We start from the raw sequence: 18,964 nt of genomic DNA, 5'->3' as shown, positions 1-18,964 counted from the left end.
GGGCCCCGGCCGTTTGAGACCATGCCCGGATGATCGAAATCGGCCACCGGCCGGCCGCACGGCAAGGCCGTACGCCCGGCTCCCCGCCCTCCGGACCCCCGTCCTTCCACGGCGCGTTCGAAACGCACCTGACCGTACGGGACGAGACCCCCGCGGACCCGGACGCCCCGGACCGGATGGCCGCCGGCCTCGAACTCCACGCCGCGGCACGCGGGCTGAAATGGGTCCACATCCTGCTGGAGCGCGGCAGCACACCGTCCCAGCCGATGCTGACCCTGCACGGCAGCGGATCGGCCGGGCGGATGCGGGAGCGGGCGGCGGCCGAGGCGGCGGAGCTGCGCGCCGCGGGTTTCGAGGTGGTGCGTACGAAGATCGAGACGACGCCGTGGGCCGACGGCGTACCGGTCACCGACGCGGCGGCAGCGGCCCTCGGCCCGGCCTATTACTTCGAACACCACATCAAGCTCCTCCTGGACCGCACCGCACCCGGCGCCCCCTCCGCGCTCACCGGCCTCGCGGACCTCGCCGGTCCGCACGCGGCCCACCTCTCCCGCAACGCCCGACGCGTACGGGCCGACGGGCGCGAGGAGCGCTTCGTGACCCAGCGCTGCCGCGCCGTCGGCCGGGACACCGCGGAACGGCGCCTGGCCGCCCTGCTGGCCGCACTGCGCGCGGCGGAGCACGACACAGCCTCCGTCGAGCGGGAGTTCGTCGTCCACGACAGCGACGAGACGCTGGACGACGGCTGGATCGACGAGACACCGGCATACGGGGCGGGAGCGGCCACATGACCGAGCAGGAGCACACGCGGCCGGAACGGCCGCCGCACTGGCGCGACTTCGGGTACGGTCCCTGGCCCGCGACCGCCGTCGTCCCCACCACACCCCCGGACGAGGCGACGCGCACCGCCATGGATCTCCCGGCGACCCTGCTGCCGGTACGGGGCGACGGTGTCGTCCAGCCGCCCGTGTTCGACCCGTCGGTCCGCCACCACCTGCACGCCATGCGACTGGGCGAGCCGCGGTTCGCCGACGCGGCGGCCGGCGCCCGCTGGTACGCCGCCCGCCGCCACGCCCTGCACCACGCGCTGACCGCCGTCGCCACCTCCGCATGGGCCGGCCACCTCGTCCTGCGCGGCAGCGTGCTCCTGCGGGCCTGGTTCGGCGCCGGGGCCCGGGAACCCGGCGACCTGGACTTCGTCGTCGTACCGCCGACCTGGAACGAGCGGGACAGCCGTACGGAACGCATGATCCACGGCATCGCCCGCTCCGCCGAGGAACTGTCCCTGCGCGACGGCCCGGTACGCCTGCACGCGGACGGCGCGGTCGGCGACGACATCTGGACATACGACCGGGTCCCCGGCCGGCGGCTGGTCATCCCGTGGACGGCACACGACGACGCCGTACCGCCGGGCACCGTCCAACTCGACTTCGTCTTCAACGAACACCTCCCGGCACCCCCGGCCCCCGCCGAAGTCCCCGGCCCCGACGGCACGCAGCCCGCCCGGGTCCCGGCCGCCACCCCCGCGCTCTCCCTCGCCTGGAAGATCTTGTGGCTGGTCACCGACCGCTACCCGGAAGGCAAGGACCTGTATGACGCGGTCCTGCTCGCCGAATCGACCGAGCTGCCGTTCCCGCTGCTCCGGTCCGTCTTCCGCGGCGTGGAGGACGGTTACTACGACCGCAACCCGGTCCTCCTCAAGAACCTCACCTGGACCGAGCAGGACTGGGACGAGTTCCGCAAGGATCACCCCGAACACGACGCCCCCGCCGAATACACCTACGTCAACCGCCTCGTCACCGCCCTCGCCCCCACCTACGCCTTCGACGACGGCAGCGGCGCGTCCCCCGCCTACCAGCAGCGGGCCGCCTGGCTGACACCGCTGATAGAGGAGTGCCGGGAGGTGCTTGCGCGTCAGGGCATGGACGCGGTCCAGCAACTCCTGCTCAAGCCCTACGCCGGCATCGACAACGCACTGGTCGTCACGGCGGAACTGCTGGAGGGCCCGCTTGAGGACCGGCTTACGGAGGCGGGTGTGGCGGTGGCGTCGTACCGGGTGGCGAATGCGGATGAAGGGGAGGCGCGGCGGGTGGTGGGGGCTTTGGGGGAGGCGGTGCGGGTGTTGGTGCTGGGGGAAGAAGACGACTGAGACGGATGGGTGGGTAAAGGGGGTGCAGCCCGTGACACTGGTGCTCTCGTGTGCCGGAACGGTCGGCGGGTTACCGGTAGGGGCGGCCAGAACCTGTACGGGCGGCGAGGATTCTTCTCGGACACACGGGCGGTACCGCCACGCCAGCGCTCGGACCACGTGAGAGCCCTTCGAGGCCTGCGGACACCGACGTCGCGGCTTCTCGACCCGGACGGTTCCGGGTCGTCCTACAGGGATCTGGGCTGGTCGAGTCACTCGCGCACGGGTACGGCTGCGACGAGGCGGCCGTTCCGATCAGGTCAACCTCTGGGCTGTCGGCGGACCCGAAAACGTGGATGTACGGTGAGCCACTTCCTTGTTTCCTGTTTCCAGTCGCATTGGAAACAGGAAACACCTAACGCTCGGGCCGAGTTTGAGGGATGCTGCTCCCATGCACTGGGGCGACCCTCGGTTCTGTGCGGCTGGGGTCCTCCTTTCAGCAAGTACCAGGAGCATCCATGCAATGTCCCGGGCGCACTGCCTCGCTGACTTACGGTATGTTCGGCGCAGTAACCCGTATCGGTGCCTTTGTTGGTGGCGAACCAGACCGCGAAGGTAGTTGAGGTCATGAACGATATCACTCGTGATTTTGGTGAAGAGCTTCGCCGGAGGCGTGAGGCGCGAGGGATCGGCCTGATTGCCTTCTCTTTTCAGATAGGCTTCAGTAAGGGCCACCTGAGCAAAGTGGAGAGGGGGCTCGCAAAGCCGACCCGCGAGTTCGCGGAGTCCTGCGATGACGCTTTGGCGGCACATGGTGAACTGATGGATCTCCTCAGTATCGAAGAATCATGGGAAACGGGATTCGGTGAAATGAAAACTTTCGTTGGACTTCCTGCTTCGCCCTCCCGGTTTGTCGGGCGATCCGGGGAACTCGCGCGCATTGCCGAATATTTGACCGCTGAAACCGGAGACGCCGTATGCGTGCTCAGCGGTATGGCGGGATCAGGGAAGACTGCATTGGCGCTCAAGGGGGCTTGGAACGCAGTTGCGTCTTTCTCCGATGGGTGCTTCTTCTTCGACTTCGGAGAAGAGGGGGCCGGCGGCGCCCGCGATGTCCTTGAATCGTTGCTCAGGCTGCTCGGCGTACCCAAGGAACACTTACCGTTACGGCAGGACGCACTGTCCAACTTCTGGCGAAGCCGTCTCGGCGGCAGGCGCCTGCTGATCATCCTCGACAACGTCCGCAGCGCCGCGGACGTCACGCCGCTACTTTCGGCCGAGCCGGGGTGCAAGATCCTTGTCACCAGCCGGAGCCGCCTGAGTGCTCTTGACGACGCGGCGCATCTGTCCGTCGACGTCTTGGGCGGCGTAGAGGCCGACGCATTGTTCCGTGCAGTCGGAGGGGAGCGAGCAGCGAGTGCTGCGGACCAAACCGTCCGTGCGGTGGTCGAGCACTGCGGCCGACTGCCGTTGGCGGTACGTATCGTTGCCGCTCGTTTGCACAGCAGGCCGATGCGAACTGTGGCAGAGCTCGAAAGGATGTTGTCGCACGAGGCTTGCCGGCTTGAGTTGCTCGATGACGGAGAGCGCAGTGTCACCGCCGCCTTGATGGTGTCCTGCACCGAACTGCCCCCGGAACAGCGCCGCCTGCTCGCACTGTTGGCACTGCATCCCGGGCCGGGCGCTGATCTCGGTAGCGTTGCGGCCCTGGCAGGCATCGATCTGCCTCGCGCTACCATGCTGACGGACGGTCTTGCGGATGTGCATCTCGTGGTCTACGAATCGTCCGACCGCATCGCGATACACGATCTAGTGCGGCAGTTCGCCCGCAATCTGCTCCTTCCGTACGTGCCGGTTGAAGAGCAGTACAGTGCTGTCCGGCGATTGCTCGAACACGGGCTCCGCCTTGCCGTGACTGCGGACAAGTTGCTCACCCCCCAGCGTTATCGGCCGCCCGCCATCCTGGACGACTTTCCTACGCGGCCAATGCCGTTCAATGACCGTGCGGCGGCGGTTGCATGGCTCGAAGCGGAATGGCGTTGCCTCGTGGCACTGTGCCGAACGGCCGCCGAACGCGGGCTGCATTCTCTGTGCTGGCAGTTGGCGTTCGCGTTGCGGGAATTCTTCTACCTCGCGAAACTTTGGGGTCCGTGGATTGAGACCCATCAGTTGGCGGTCGAATCCGCCAGAGCAGCGGGTGTCCGTATGTGGCTGGCCATCAGCCTGGGCAACCTCGGTGTCGCCTATGCGGACCGAGGTGATCTCACCAAGGCCGTTGATCATTTTCAGCAGTCTCTGGTTCTGTATCAGCAGCTGGGCGATGAGCATGGGATTGTCAATACCATCTCCAACCTGGCCTGGGCTGAACTCTATCTGGGTGAGTACGGAAAATCTCTCGACGGTTTGCGTACGGCCCTGAAGCACTACCGACGGTTGGGGAACAGGCGCAACGCGGCCATCGCGCTTCGTGGAATCGCGTTACTGGAAGCAGAACTGGAGTTCTGTCCTGCCGCCGTTCAGCACGCACAGCAGGCCCGTAAGGAATTCAGTACCCTGGGACTCGAACTGGACGTCGTGATGTCGGTGAACTGCTCGGCTTGGGCCCATTTCCGGTTGGGTGACCATCAGGCGGCCGGTGCCGACTACGAGGAGGCTCTGGCCTTGGCCGAGGGCTGTGGAAGCCGTTACGAAATGGCACGCGCCGTGACGGGTCTCGGCAACATATATCAGGCGTCGGGAGACCGCGAGAAGGCGGCGAAGCTATGGGCGCGGGCTGACACCCTGTACGGCGGGCTCGAACCGGTCATGCTCGGAGAAGCTCGTGTCCGCCTGGCGTCCTGACATGGCACGGCCTTGTTCCCGGGCGAACCCCGGGCCGACCTCGACCGAGGTGCTCACGGGTCTCAAAAACCTCCGCAAGGGTTTCGGCATCGAGGACCCTGATGCCCTGAACCGCGCCGGCCACGCTCTGCGCCGTATCGCCGGGATCGTCCAGGACGACGGTTCGGCAGTTCAGCGCGCCAAGCTCAGGACGTGCTTGCTGAAGCTGATCGGCGCACTGCCCTCGGACATGGGCACACTCGGCAGGCGGGCGCTCGCCCTGGATGGTTCTGGTCCCGAACGGTTCGGACAACGGCTGAAGAGCATCGCAGTACAGCTCGACCGAGACCCCCGCACCGCCCGCCGACGTGTGGACGCTGCGCTACAACGCCTGGCGGAGGAGGCGGTGGCGGCAGGTCCAAGGGATGCGCGCAGGTCGGACGGGCGCGCCAAGGCTGCGATGGGCACCAGCGTCTCCATGGGCTTTGACGGGTCTTCGCCCCCTCGGCATGCCATTCACCGACGGGCCAGGCTTCCTCGCGGATCCTGGCCCACGGTCCGCCAGAAGTCAGTGGTCCGAAGGGGGGAGCGGATTGCGGAAAGCGTCTTCATCGGCTTCTTCCTGCGCGACAGCCGCGGCCTCCTGCACCACGCGCCGTCGCTCGGAGTGACCACCGACACAGTCGAGCAGCAGCTCGGCATCGGCCGCGAGGATATGCCCGGGCGAGGTCAGCCCAGCCCGGGCCAGACCGAGATACACAGGTCGGGGGAGCGGGACTTCGGCGTGCCAGGCGATGGACACCAGGTCCTCGACGATGCCCAGTTCGAGCTGGGCGGGCAAGACGTCGGGCAGGTTGCCCAGGCCGGCAGTCGGGTGCACATGGAACGCAATTTCGATGACGGTCGCGATCACGTCGGCGGCTCGCTGTACCGCCTGCTGAACCGGACCGGGAGTTTCCGGCCTCGTGGTCTTCGTACGATCGCTGATCGCGCGCTCGATGTCCGCGAGCTTGACCCCCTCGGTCCACATCAGGCAAGCCATGCTCCGACGGGCACGGCCGATGCCGATGCCGCTCTTGGGCGGAGCACCCATGAGCCTCGAAAGCACCGGTTCGGCAGCCCCACGATCCCGCAGTATTCCGGCGAGACGGGCATGCTCGCGGTGCGGGGTCCGACCGACCCGATTGAATCGGATATCGTCCAACTCGGTAGTCAGCTGAGCGGCACAAATCAGCGTGGCGCGGTTGATCCGGTCTGCCGGGACGTCTGCCAGCGCCTCCGCCACTGCCGTGACGGAATCGACGCCGAGGCCGCTACGGACAGCGAGCCTACCCAGGTCTGTCAGTGCGAGCCCCTTCGGCAACTCCTCCGTTCCGCTCGGTGTTCCCTTGAGGAACCCAGTGGCGACAAGCTCGCTCACCATGGGCCGGATGACCGTGCTCGGGAAGGGGGCCCCGGATCCGTTAGCCCTGCATTGGTGCGCGGCGAATGTGGCGGCCATGAACCGTTCTACATCCGGTCCGGAGCAGCGGCCGGCGAGGACGGCGGGTTCGGAGAGGGCGGCAAGGATCACGGCGCGCACGTCCACGGAGGGTTCCAGCAGCGCCGACCGTACGTCCTCGGGGTCCCCTTGGACGTACCGCCGCCACTTCTGGTCGGCGTCCGCGGTACCGCGGGCCAGGATGATGGCGCGGCCCTGCTCCACCAGGCCGACACGCCCCGCTCGGCCGGCCATGTTCTTGTACTCGGAGACGGAATACGGTCGGCCGTCCGACGAAGGGTGCTCCAGTTCGCAGACGACCACGGAATCCGCCGGGAGATTGACTCCTTGAGCCAGCGTTGTCGTGGCCACGAGTACGCGAACCTCGCTGTCCGCGCTCGCGAAAGCCAATTCCAGCAGCCGCCGTTCTTCGGTCGTCAGGTCCGCAATGTGGAAGGCCACCCCCTTCTCCAAGCACATGCGCAGCAGGTCCGTCGTGCGCCCTCCATCCCCGCTGGAGAGGGATTCGAGGGCGGTGTCGGCGGGGGGCAGTCCGAGGTTGCGGGCGAGGCTGCGGGCGAGTGTGCGGGCCTGTCCACGTGTGGCTCGAAAGACGATGACCTGTTGCCCGTCCACTACCAGTCTGCTCACCAGGCGCGTCACCAGCCGGTCGTCCGTGGCGGTTTCCACGGTGTCCGCCGGCTCCAGCAGCTGCTCGGTCGACTCGTTGCCCTGCTGGTCCCGGTATCGATAACAGCCGTCCGGCCCCATGACACCTTCGAGAAGGGGGGCTTCCCGGCGAGCGGCCGTCACGAGATTCGCACGGAGCCACCGGGCAAGTTCGTCCGGTTTCCCGAGCACTGCGGAAAGGCCGACGATCTGCGGTGTGTCGGTGGAGCCGTCACGCACTCGCAGGCAGGTGAGCAGAGTCTCCAGCAGCGGGCCGCGCTCGGGCAGCATAAGGGACTGGATCTCGTCGATGACCAGGACTCCCACACTCAGCAGGTCCGGGCGCTTGGGCAGCAGACCGATGAACTTCTCGTAGGTGAAGACAGCGAGTTCAAACTGGCCGTTGAGCAGTTCCGTCATGTGATCCCGCAGTTCGCCCGTGGCGCGAATCGTCCTGATCCCGAGAGAGCCGTAGAGAAACCGGAACTTCTCGTACTGTTCGTTGACCAGAGCACGGGTGGGGAGCAGGAATACTGCCTTCTTCCCCTCGGTCACGGCGCGAATGGCGCTCAACTCGCCCACCATGGTTTTGCCTGTCGAGGTCGGAGCGCTGACCAGGACATTCATACCTTCCAGCAGTGCGCCTTCATTGATGGCGCAAACCTGCAGATTGTTGAGCTTGCCGATGCGGCCCCGCCATGCGTCCAGTACGGCGGGCAAAATATTGTATTCCGCGAGTGACGACAGATCCGCAGTCGCGGATTGTGGCCTGGTGGCGTCGGCGGTCGCGAGATAGCGCGGGCCCGGTGTAAAAACTTTCAAAGAAATGTTCGAGATGGCGCCACTCAGGATGGGCTCCTGGGCTTTTCGGAACAGGTCGCTCCTGTGGGCGCTGACGTTCTTGGAGACGTAATGAGCCAACTTGAGGATGTACACCTTGCCGTTTTCGGCGACTTCCGGGTCGCCTCGCAATCCCCGGATCAGATAATAGCTGAGCAGGCCGTGCCGGAAGTTCTGTTCCTCGAATGCTTCCTGATCTCTGCCGGACGCAGCGATGACGACGTATCCGGCTTCACGGAGCCCATCGATCTCTTTTGACGCCGAGACGGAACCATCACGGCTCGTATAACTGTCCTGCGGGACACGCAGAACCTTGTCCGCAGCATGCCCTGAGAAGCAGCAGTCCAGTACCAAGAGCAGGGCGCGAGCCCGGATGTCGCGGGTCAGTTCGGCGAAATCTCCCAGTGACAAAGAGGTCTCGGCCAGCTTGTCGGGCAGAGTGTCGTACGTCGCCAGGGCGCCCCCCGGGATGCCGTGGCCCGAAAAGGTGATCACGGTAAAGTCCTCGGCCGTACTGACCTCGGCGAGGCGCCGCATTTCTGTCACCAATCTTTCCTTGGTGGCATCGCCATCGAGGAGTAAGGTTGTTTGTCCGTCGAGGTTGTCGCCGAACAAGGCGCAGAGCACGGTGGCGTCTCGCTGTGCGTACCGCAAGCGATTGAACTGCGACTCGTAGGTATCGATACCGACGAAAAGTCCATGAAAGGTCATCTGCTCCCCAAGATCCATCGATGCCGACGTAACCCCGCGAGTCCCGACAGGGCGCTGGGAGAAGGGTACGGTACGGCAGCCTGATTGGGGAGGGTAGTGCGATTTCAGGAAATCCGTTACGCGTTCCTGGGCGCTCAGGAGGGAAATGCAGGTGAGTATTCCGAGCATGCCTGATCAGGCGTACGTGGGGGGCGGCCTCGTGCGAATCCGTCCGACTGATGTTCGGCAGAGTGACAAGCGGTGTCCGCAGCAGCTCGCGACGAAAATTCGCCCCGGGTCACCTCGTGCACACCGGCCTTCTGCGTCCGGCCGTGTCCTGACAGAATGGGCGTTGGGCCCGCTGCACGACGTACTGGATCTCATCGAGTTCGAGCAGAAGTCGGTGGAAGACGCCTTGGCGAGCTGGCGAGCCAGGCCCAAACGCCCCTTCCACCCTGCACTCGCTCAATGGACCGAGTTTGCGGTCCGCAGTTACATCACCGCGGTCGCGGCGATTCCGGCGGCGGCCGGAGTGCCGTACACAGAACCGCTCGAACCCGTGTCGCGCCTGTGGGCCCGGCAGCGGCGGGGCCCGCTCAAGCCAGGCGACCCCGACGTGTACGAGGAGATGGTGACCGACCGGCGATATGCCGGCCACGGCGTCCGTGAACTGCGTGTCATTCGGACGGGATCGGTATCTGACCGCCCCCGGGACGAAACAGAGATCGCGGTAGCCGTGGGCGTCCTGGCCGGTGGGAGCCCGGTTCTGAGTTCCAGATGGCGCGCGGATCCACTCACACTCGGAAAGTCCGAACCGCCCCGTCTGGTGCGCCTCGTGGAGATCGGCTGCGTCGACGCCTCTCACCGGGTCCTCTTCGAGGGGACTCCTCAGGCGGCGTACGACTGTTACAACTGCAGCGTCGAGGCACACATCGACAAGGTGATCACAGGCGGCTCGTACCGACCCGGGGAGCGCTGCGGAGGGTGCGAGGCCGTCGCCACCTGCCCCGAGGTCCCATCCCGCCCAGGCATCCTCGGGGTCAGCCGCTCCGATCTGCCACGCCGCTCCTGGTCCGTGACGACAGGCCGCTCGTATCGCAAGTGCCCGGCCCGTGCTCACTTGGAGGACTTGTTCCTGCCGAGAGAGGGGACGACTGAGAACAGCGAGGCGGTCGTACGTGGGCAAGCCGTACACGCGTGGATCGAAAATCGGCATCGCCGCACACCCCAGCAGCCCTGTACCCCGGACGACATCCCCGCCTTGCAGGGCGCGTGGCAGTGCGACGGGTGGGCGGTGACCGGGCTTCAGGCCCGGCTCGGCATTCAGATGATCGGTGACCACGCCCTCGTCTGCCCCTTGCAAGACCGGCTCGATGATACGGAGGCCCATCCGGAGCGGCGGGTCGTCGTGTTCGACCCCGACGCTGATGTCGTCGTCATCGCCAAGACGGACCTGCTCTACCGTGCGGCCGACCGGTGGACCCTGCGCGAGACCAAGACCTCCAAGGTGCTGGGCGAGGGAGACCTGCTCGAGAGGTATCCGCAACTGGCTCTGGCTGTAGTGCTCGCCCGTGCGGGAGTGCTGCCTGGGGCCGAACACTGCCGGGTGGAGCTGGAGCGGCTGACCGGGAGCGGTCCGGTCGTGACCGAACTCGACGTGGCCGCTCCGGACGTGGTCGCTCAGGCGCAACTCGTTGTTAAGACGTACGTCGCCCCGTGGCACGCCGACGCCCGTTATCCGGCCAAGCCGGGCAAGGCATGCGAGGACTGTCCGTTCACCCGGTGGTGCCCCGATGCGGCGGAAAGGGGCGGTGCATGACCCAGTGGCTGGCCGGGATACGGGACGATCCGGCCGAACGCGCCCACCGCGTGGTGGCCGCTGCCCTGCGCGCCGCTTACGCGTGGACGGTCCGGCACCGACGGTCCGGCGCCATGCGGGAGGTCGCGAGGATGACCGGCGTTGTCATGGAGGCCCATGGCCCTGGCCGCGGGCCGACGACCCCGCTCGACCTCGTCGGCTGTCTACGGCGGCGCCTAGGACTGTTGCCGGCCCTCGCCGAGGGCACGGACGAGGAGATCGCGCAGGTCGTGCTCCTCGGCAACGATGATCGGCTCACCTCGGACGCGCATGACCTGGCCTGCGAGTACGCATTGCCGGTCGGCGGCCCGTCCGACTCCGCGCAGTGGATGCCGACCTGGACCCGGATGCACACCGACCAGATCCGCAGCATGACCTTCAACGCGCTGATCCAGGGCAATGGCCAGGAGAGCTACGTCGCTTCCCGGCGCTTCCTTATCGAGCACCCCGCAGGCTCTCTCGCAGAATTGCGCGACCTGGTCAGCGAGACCGGCGTACGCCTTCCGCCGAGGGGATACACCGACATTCCCGCCGGTCACGTTCATCACTCAGCAGGCGGCGATGCGTGGTGGTGGCCCTGCCCCACCTGCCGCTGGCCGATGGAGGTGGCTGGTACGACCGTGCGTTGCCAGTACCGCCCGCATGCCGCCGTCTACCAGCTGACCGAGGGCAGGTCGGGGGGCTCGCGGCCCCTACTTAGCAGGATCGATGAAGGCCGGCCGCGCGTGGCGAAACCCGTGGCCCGTCCCGCGGCCGGCTCCCGCTGCGTGGATCCCGGTGTGTGGCGGTTCGTCGTGGTGCCCGGGGCGAGCGAGATAAGGCTCAAGCAGTGCCTCGAGAGGCTTGGAGCAACCGTCCAGCTTTGGCCCGAGCTTGACCGGTACGACCTGCACGTGCGGGCGGGCGGCGAAGAGTTCAGGGTCGATCTCAAGGAATACCGCTCGGTGCACCGGCTGATCGCGGATCTGCGAGCGAAGCCGCCCAGCGCTCGTGTTCTCCTCCCGAAGACACATGAACATCAACTGGGAACCCTGCAGACCGTTCTACCCTCCCTGCTGATCACCACCGAGACGAAGTTCTGCACCGAGGTACGACGAGCACTGAGGACGGTATGAGTAATCCTGCACGCGGTTTCGAAAGGATATTCCCTCGCATAATGGGGGCTGCTATCGGGCTGGCGGCCAGTTTCTTCCATACTGAGGACGGCGGTGGGTTCAGGCGTACGACCACCCGTGAGGACGTTCTCTATGTGCTGGACGGCCACATCGCGGACTGGATCGGCTGGCGCGACCTTTCCGAGAACGACGCGCGCCGGTTCACCAAGCTGCTGCGTCGGCGTCCGAACCAGATGGCCAACGCAGAAGCGGCCGGTAGCCTTCTTGACAGCCTGCTTCGCAGCGGCGAAATTCCCGGCTGCAGCGCGGTTGATGACGAAGAGGGCAAGGCCGGCCAGATCGTGGTCGATCCCGGAATGCCTCTGCCGGACTTCGTCGATAGCTTCCTGCATGACCTCGACATGCTGCACGCGGCGAGGAACCGTGTTCTTCCGCCCGCCGAAGCCGGTCGTCACACAACCACGACAAGGGTGCCGGGGCGAGATGGCCGCCAGCAAACGTTCGTCGACTTCCACTATGAGATCCGTCCCCACCATCTCGCCCCCGGGCACTCGGTACCGGCAGTCCGAGACGCCCCCGCCCTCCTCGATCGCTGGGTGCCCTTCAGTGAATTGAGAGAGGTTGCGGTGCAGATCGACCAGGGCGAGCTGGAGCAGGGCAGAAGTGCCTACCGTGAGAGGGCGGTGGAGCGATTCGTCAAGCAGATCCGATCCCGCAGGAACGAGCCCGTCAAGGGCCTTGACCTGACCGCGGGCGTCCTCAACGAACTCCTCGCCTACACCGGCTTCGGGAAGTCCGTCGTCCTCATCGAGACTTTCGCCTGCTGGGCTGTCCGCCGCCGTATTCCTGTGGCTTTCGTTCTGCCGACCAACGCAGATGTGGTCCGCGCCGTGCACGGAATCGAACGCGCACTGGGGCTGTGCGGGGTGGAGGCCCAGAGCGGCGTCGTGCCGTTGGTCTCTCCCCGGGCGCTGATCAAGGTAGCCGAGACCGCCGCAGCTCGGGTCACCGAGGACGGCCCGGACGCGGACTGGATCTGGCGCCGGTTCGGTTACGGTTGTGCGCTTGCCGCGGTGGCCGGTTCCGATGATGCCGTCGACCGATGGCAGCCGGGCGGTGAGCCGTGCGCGAAACTGCGCAAGCCGCCGTCTCGGGGGCGCAAGAAGAACACCACGGTCTCCTGCCCCTGGCGGACCACTTGCGGGCGCTACAGGGCGGCGCGTCAGGCATGCACGGCAGACGTCATCGTGACCTCGCACGCGAACCTGTTACTCGGCGTCCTCCAGACACCGGTGGACGACGGTTACGGTGGGGACGATCGGTTGACCGTCGAGGAACTGCTCCTGCGCCGCTGTCAGATCGTCGTCATCGACGAGGTGGACGTCTTCCAGAGCACTGCGATCGAACATGCGGGACGTAACCTCGTCCTCGATCATGCGGGGCGGACCAACACCCCCTTGCGCAAGTTCGACCAGGATTTCGCCGCAGCGTTCGGCCGCCTTCAGGACGAAGTCGATGCCAGCGTCCGCGACGCCTATTTCTCCCTTCGCTACCTGTCCGAGAACTACGTGAGCCACTTGACTTACGAACGGCTCGGCGCCACGACCCCCGCCAAGGGACGACGTCCACGCGGGCCCGGGCGCTACTGGATGGTTCCCCGACGCTGGGACAACTGGCTGACCGCCAGGCTGTTCGGCCTGGACACCGAAGAGGTCAGTCCCAAACAGCTGGCGATGTTCCGTTCGCTCTTCCTGGACGAGATGCCGCCCCACGGTGACGAGCCCGAAACCTTCGCGGAAGCACGGCGACACCTCGCCTCGGTGGTCACCGGCGGGTCCGGTGGCCTGTCCTTGCCCGTGGCACGCGGCGCCCTCGAAGGTCTTGTCAAAGATGTACCCGAGGAACTCCGGACCAGAGTCGTCAACCGCATTCTGCGCCGAGCCATCCTCGAACGTATCAGGCTGTTCCTGCACCGGCTGATGGCCAACAACGCCCAACTGGTCGACATCGGTGTCGAATCCGCTCAGGAAATCGCAGATGCACTGGGCACCTACGGCCGTTGGCGCGTCACACCGACGGGTCCTCTGGGACGCCTCGTTTTCGCGTTCACCGAGTACTACGACGATACGGGAGGCGAACCTGCGCGACTGTCAACAGCGGCGTTCGGCGGCGATCCGCACACCTACACCGTGGGTCTGGGAGACACGACAGCCCTGGCGCATGCCGGAGTCCGCCGCATCGTGCTCGGGATGTCGGCCACCTCGTACTTCCCGGGCGCGCCACACCACCATATCCACATCATGCCGAAGTGGTCGGTAGCGGACGACAATCCCAACACCGTGCGCATCCTGCCTGCGCCGGTTGACGACGGGCAGGACCGGCCGCATCGTATCTCCGGACTGGAAGGGATCGAGCGGGCCGTGGCGACCCAGCGGATCGCCACGGTCATGTGGGGTAAGTACCTACGGCCCGAACTCGAACGGTTGAAGACCGAGGAGCGCGGCCGGGCCCGCGTACTTCTCGCGACAACCTCCTATGAGGCGGCGCGGCACGTGGCGGAGGGGCTGTCCACGGCCGGGGTCGACTCCACCCGCATCTGTCTGGCGGTACGGCCGGGTACCTACGCGGACGACCAGGAATCGGCCGTCGACACCGGCCGCTGGCGGGAGCTGCCGGCCGACCGCCTGGAAGAGTTTCCCGCCGTCGACGGTGCCGACATCCTGATCGCTCCGCTGGCCCGGGTGCAGCGAGGAGTGAACATCATCGGCGAGGACGACAAGTCCGCGCTGGGGTCGGTGTGGCTGATCGTCCGGCCGATCCCGCTGATCGACGAGCCAGCGGAACTCGTCGCGCACATTCAGGCAAGGGCGCTTGCCGAGCACCGCGGTCCCTCCAGCGACCCACAGGCTCTGCTGGCGGAACGCCGGAAGGTAGCCGGCCAGTATCTCGAGGAGATCGTCCGCCGGCCGCCCTATTTCCAGGCCCAGCCCCTCGAGGTCAAGCTGGGCGTGGTTGCCGAGATCATGAATGGAGCCGTCCAGCTCATCGGCCGGGCCCGCCGCGGTGGCACAAAAGCGACCTTGCATCTGGTCGACGGCGCCCTGCTCGACCCCGACGGTGGCACCGATCTCGCCACCCTCATCATCAAGCTCAAAGAAAAATGGCAGCGCGATGGAGTTCTGCCCGCCATGCACAGGTACTACGGTACGACACTCGGAGCATTCCTCGATTACGCGGAGCACCGCACCAAAGGAGGCGTCCTGTGCTGATCACACTTGCCTACCGTGTCCAGCGGCAGGACCTGGACGCCCTACTGGGCACCATCACGGCCTACCCGCTGACCGAGGAGTTCGAGGCAGCCTGGGAGGGGCTGCCGAAACGCGAGGGCCAACAACGCCCGCGCTATTCCGCGCTGGCCACGGGACTTGTAGCCGCCACTGGCCGCCCCGTCAAACTGTTCGGAGAATACGATCTCGCCGAGGAGGAACAGCGCACGGGTAGCCGGATGCTGCTCCTCACCAGTGATGGGGCCTTCGACGACCGGCTGAGGATCGCTGTACGAGCCTGGGAAGGCCACATTCGTGGCGGGAAGGGAACTGCTGTCCTCGCTGGGCTGCTGCCCACTCCGGAACAGGCGCGCTCCTTCGCAGACTTCGTGACATACCGCGCGGGACAGGTACCCGTGATGCCGGGTTGGGTGTTTCGCACGGCGGAGTGGCAAGTGATGCGGAAACTGGCCGCGAAACCGCTACGGGTGGACGGTCGTGCGCCCGTAGTCCTGTCGATGGGCACCGACGGATCGCTGCTTTCCTGGGACCCGGACGACCTCATCGTCAACCGTGCAGGTACAGCCTTCAGCATGCACAGGGTGACCGCACGGCTGACCACCCGGGCCGGCATCGAGGACCCGGTCCTCTGCTTCGATGCCCACTTGTCCAGAATCTCTCCACAAGGGAACTGGGCCAAAAACGTTTGGATCGACAGGGGCGAGGAAGGCGCACCGATTCTGAGACTCCCGATCCGGCGCCGCCCGGACAAAGAGACCGGCGAGTGGTGCAGCTACCTCGACCCTGCCATCGCAAAAATCCTCGAAGCATGCCAGCTCTCGCCACTGGATATCCCCGACGAACTACCGAACGTGCCCGAGGCGATCCGGCCGCAGATGGCGGGCGCCAGGTTCCACGCTCTGGGAAGTGGCCCCGGGCCCAGGTTCATGCTGCGGCTCCACGAACACATTGTGCGCACTTTGCCTTCGCTCGTACCTTTGTCCTACGAGGTCGACAAACGAATCCGCCTTGCGCGACGTGTAACGAGCTATGCGGTGGATGGCCTTCCGCCCGCCGCGGTCGGCCCGAGTGGGTACCAGCGGGTTACTCTTGCCTGTGTATACGGCACACCCCAAGGGCGCGAGCGCATGCTCGCCGAACTTGCGGAGCTTACGGGGCGCTCGGTCGAGCCGTTGGCAGGGGAGCCCGCCACCCCCGTCAACGCCCGCCTGGATGTCATAGCGCGCTACTGCCCGGACCTGCTCGCCCACGACACCGTGAACCGTGCCTCCTTTCTCGATTCGTTGGAGCTGCCTCCTGGCGAAAACCGCCTGGTCGCCGCTTGGCTGGAGACCGAGTACCACCCTGACGCCCCGGGCCCCGAACTTGATGCGAAGCCGCACCTGAGGCGGCTGCTGGGGCATCTCGGCATACCGACCCAGTTCCTCGCCACTGAACCCACTATTCTTCCGCCGAAGGTCACGCGGAACAGCCCCGAGACCAAGAAACATGCCGCCCGCGCTGCGCTGCGGGACCTGCTGAGGGCCGCCGGAGTTCTGGACAGCCGTTTGCTGGAGGCTGTGGTCGCAGGTGGGCGGCCGAACGGACTCACCCGAAAATCCCTGCTGGTAGGTATTCACGCCCGCAGGCAGCAGACTGGAGCGGACGGTACGCCCCTGGTCCTGACCATGGTGGCGCTGTATGTCGACCCTGACTCCCTCGCGAACTGCCAGATGCTGGTGTACAGCGATCGCCGGCTTGCATGGGTTCGTGGCGGTCAGGGGGTGGCGGACTTCCATGCCGATGTCATCGGTACGACCCGCTTCGGCCGTACCGGAAAGAAGGCGGAACTGACGCGCGACGTGGTCGAAGCCAGGCTTGGTGATCTGCTTGCTCTGCAGCCCGAGGGCACGCCGATGGTTGTCTTCGTCGACACGCAAGAGACCCGGACCATTTGGCCCGGGCTGCAGAACGCGCAACTGGGCGTCGGCCCTCTTCCGGCAGATACGCTGCGCGACAAAGGTGCGGATGTCGCGATCGTCCGCCTGAACACTGAGATCAGCGAGATCGGACGCCCTGTCACCCGCCGGGAAAAGGCGAACATGCCCAGTGACCCGGGCAAGCCAGCGGCACCGGACCGGAAGGTGTATCAGCTCGCGGACGGCGACCGGCACTGCTGGCTCTTCGCCGGCCGATCCGCATCGATAAAGGCCAAGGGCGGCGATCGGGGCGCGCTCTCCACGCGATGGACCTTGCCGGCCGGGCTCACCTCCCAACTCGCTGTGCCGTGGCACTCGTACACGGGGAAGGAGATCGTGGTGGTGAGCCCGGGTTCATGGGCCCCCGAGCAGTTGGCGAGCCTCACGGCGAGCCTTTGCGAGCAGGCTCTTTCCTGGGACGACCGCACGCAGATGCCCGTCCCGCTGCACATCGCGACCGTTGTTGACGAGGACCACCCCGACTACCGGGTCTCAGGGGAAGAGGAGTCCTGACGGCCCTGCGTCGCCGGTCAGGATTCGGTGCCGCTCAGCGGTTTCAATACGCTGGGTGGCATCTTCCCGAGCGGGGGCCGGGTGTGCCGGGGGACTCCGGTCATCGCTCGCAGGAGGTCGTCGATTCCCTCGGGGGTCAGTCGCCTGACGTCGTAGTGATCTGATGTCCACGGCTGCAGCACCTTGGGGACGTTGTCCACCAACTCGTGGGGCAGGACGACAGGCAGTACTTTGGCCGTCCACTCGTCGCGAAGCGTATGAAGCATTTCCTTGATGAGCAGTGCCTCGCTCCGAATGCCCGGATTGTCGGGGCCGCTGAGTTCTCCGTCGAACGCCTTGCGGCAAATGGGGGAGGCAAGCACGGTGACAAAATCAACCTTGTTGATGAGCTCGTGTGCCCAAATGGCCCAGTCTTTGCGGTTCGTGACGTACCACTGGTCCATGTGTGCATCGACACCGTTTCTGACGAGCAGGTTGCCGAATTTTCGAGCGTATTCCTTGTGTGCGGGCGAGTCGTGCGCGTAGCAAATGAAGACCGAGGGGTGACGTTCCGGGGCCTGGTCCTCGACCGTGGCGGAGAACGCGGGGGTGACGACTCCCGGGGTGTCCGAGGGGGCGGCGAGGCTCAGTCGGAAGCAGGCCGGCGACTGCGTGGGCCGGTACTCGACGTCGCGGGCTACCGCTAGGTCGTACCGAGCGGAGAATTCAACGGGTTGTTCGACCTGCCCGGCGGGGACGAGCAGAACCACCCAGGCGGCGTACGAGCCGGGCAGCACTCCGCTTTCGCCGAGTGAGACATGCCGCCACCGCACGCCCTGACCGCCGATGCCGAAAGTGTCGACCCTGTCGGCTCCTGCCGGGAGATGGACATGTGCGGATGCACTGTTCTCACACGGCACGAAGTTCAGGAACTGGTTGAGTACGTAGGACTCGGGCGCGCCGGTGAAGGTTCCAAAACGCGGGAGCGCGTCGACGACGGTGACTTGACTTGCTTCCCCGCCGGAGGCGAAATCGAAGGAGACTTCGACCCAGGACATCCGGGGACAGTCCAGCTCGAGCTCAAGCTCGTAGTTGATTTTGATGAAGTAGGCATCGTGCTCGTCGAACATGCCCGCGGGAGCGTCGATGCGGTCTATCTGCCAGTTCTTCAGGCACACTGCGCCGACGCTGACACCGTTCGGCGTCGAATCCATCCTCCGGCCGCCCTCATCGACGGCGGTGAGATCGATGCGGACGTTGTTCTGCAAATCCACTGCCTGACCTTTCGATGCCTTGCTGGGATGGCGCCACACTAGACCCGACTTCGTCGCCCCGTCGGCCGTCACCGATCAACTGTCCGGCATCTGTCAACTTGGCAGGGTCGTACAGGCGTTGATGCGGGACACTTCATGGCCCCTTCAGTGTGTCAAGAGTGGGGTGCGGTCAGGCGCAGGAGGCCGGGGAGGCCGGGTGTCGCCGTTCCGGCGTGCCGTTCAGGCGACGATCCGGCGGAGCTGAGAGCCGGAGGTGCCGAAACCTTCCGATGGCGACCGACGAGGAACACTTGAAAGCTGCAAGGAGAGAGTGTGGCAGACCGATGGCGTTGAGGCCCGTGGGGCGTCGGCGA

The 18,964-nt window shown here is 66.0% G+C and carries 9 protein-coding genes; 7 read left to right on the top strand and 2 right to left on the bottom strand.

What is annotated here, in order from left to right; genetic code table 11:
- Window positions 1–29 precede the first annotated feature (29 nt).
- From CP984_RS08005 to CP984_RS07995, 3 genes are all read left to right on the top strand, one after another.
- Complete coding sequence (locus CP984_RS08005) at window positions 30–791, top strand: hypothetical protein (protein WP_003983302.1); 762 nt, start codon at window positions 30–32, stop codon at window positions 789–791.
- Window positions 788–2,149, top strand: a complete 1,362-nt coding sequence (locus CP984_RS08000; RefSeq protein ID WP_003983301.1) for a nucleotidyl transferase AbiEii/AbiGii toxin family protein — start codon at window positions 788–790, stop codon at window positions 2,147–2,149. Before CP984_RS08005 ends, CP984_RS08000 begins: the two co-directional genes overlap by 4 nt.
- A gap of 606 nt (window positions 2,150–2,755) precedes the next feature.
- Complete coding sequence (locus tag CP984_RS07995; protein WP_031008549.1) at window positions 2,756–4,969, top strand: tetratricopeptide repeat protein; 2,214 nt, start codon at window positions 2,756–2,758, stop codon at window positions 4,967–4,969.
- 547 nt (window positions 4,970–5,516) lie between these two features.
- Here the strand turns inward: CP984_RS07995 and CP984_RS07990 are convergent.
- A complete protein-coding gene (locus tag CP984_RS07990; RefSeq protein ID WP_003983299.1) occupies window positions 5,517–8,666 on the bottom strand; it encodes a DEAD/DEAH box helicase in 3,150 nt (1,049 codons plus the stop codon).
- Window positions 8,667–8,979: 313 nt separating this feature from the next.
- Between CP984_RS07990 and CP984_RS07985 the strand changes: the two genes are divergently transcribed.
- From CP984_RS07985 to CP984_RS07970, 4 genes are read left to right on the top strand one after another with little or no spacing between them, the layout of a single operon-like run.
- Window positions 8,980–10,446: a PD-(D/E)XK nuclease family protein gene (locus CP984_RS07985; protein WP_003983298.1), complete on the top strand. Its 1,467-nt coding sequence runs from the start codon at window positions 8,980–8,982 to the stop codon at window positions 10,444–10,446.
- Window positions 10,443–11,600, top strand: coding sequence for a restriction endonuclease-related protein (locus CP984_RS07980; RefSeq protein WP_003983297.1), 1,158 nt, complete (start codon window positions 10,443–10,445; stop codon window positions 11,598–11,600). Before CP984_RS07985 ends, CP984_RS07980 begins: the two co-directional genes overlap by 4 nt.
- 41 nt (window positions 11,601–11,641) lie before the next feature.
- Window positions 11,642–14,869, top strand: a complete 3,228-nt coding sequence (locus CP984_RS07975) for a hypothetical protein (RefSeq protein ID WP_030183159.1) — start codon at window positions 11,642–11,644, stop codon at window positions 14,867–14,869.
- Entirely contained in the window at window positions 14,863–17,358 is a 2,496-nt protein-coding gene (locus tag CP984_RS07970) for an RNaseH domain-containing protein (RefSeq protein ID WP_003983294.1), read from the top strand. Before CP984_RS07975 ends, CP984_RS07970 begins: the two co-directional genes overlap by 7 nt.
- Window positions 17,359–17,375: 17 nt before the next feature.
- On the opposite strand, the gene CP984_RS07965 is transcribed toward CP984_RS07970, so the two are convergent.
- A complete protein-coding gene (locus CP984_RS07965) occupies window positions 17,376–18,683 on the bottom strand; it encodes a toll/interleukin-1 receptor domain-containing protein (protein ID WP_129820836.1) in 1,308 nt (435 codons plus the stop codon).
- Window positions 18,684–18,964: the final 281 nt, after the last annotated feature.

This window comes from Streptomyces rimosus, from assembly GCF_008704655.1.
Taxonomy (GTDB): domain Bacteria; phylum Actinomycetota; class Actinomycetes; order Streptomycetales; family Streptomycetaceae; genus Streptomyces; species Streptomyces rimosus.
Note: the sequence above shows the minus strand (reverse complement) of the source record. Positions and strands in the feature narration are given on the sequence as shown.

What these genes read in the sequence shown, in the direction of transcription:
- CP984_RS08005 (WP_003983302.1), top strand. Translation starts at nt 30, where the DNA reads ATGATCGAAATCGGCCACCGGCCGGCCGCACGGCAAGGCCGTACGCCC.
- CP984_RS08000 (WP_003983301.1), top strand. Translation starts at nt 788, where the DNA reads ATGACCGAGCAGGAGCACACGCGGCCGGAACGGCCGCCGCACTGGCGC.
- CP984_RS07995 (WP_031008549.1), top strand. Translation starts at nt 2,756, where the DNA reads ATGAACGATATCACTCGTGATTTTGGTGAAGAGCTTCGCCGGAGGCGT.
- CP984_RS07990 (WP_003983299.1), bottom strand. Translation starts at nt 8,666, where the DNA reads ATGGATCTTGGGGAGCAGATGACCTTTCATGGACTTTTCGTCGGTATC.
- CP984_RS07980 (WP_003983297.1), top strand. Translation starts at nt 10,443, where the DNA reads ATGACCCAGTGGCTGGCCGGGATACGGGACGATCCGGCCGAACGCGCC.
- CP984_RS07975 (WP_030183159.1), top strand. Translation starts at nt 11,642, where the DNA reads ATGGGGGCTGCTATCGGGCTGGCGGCCAGTTTCTTCCATACTGAGGAC.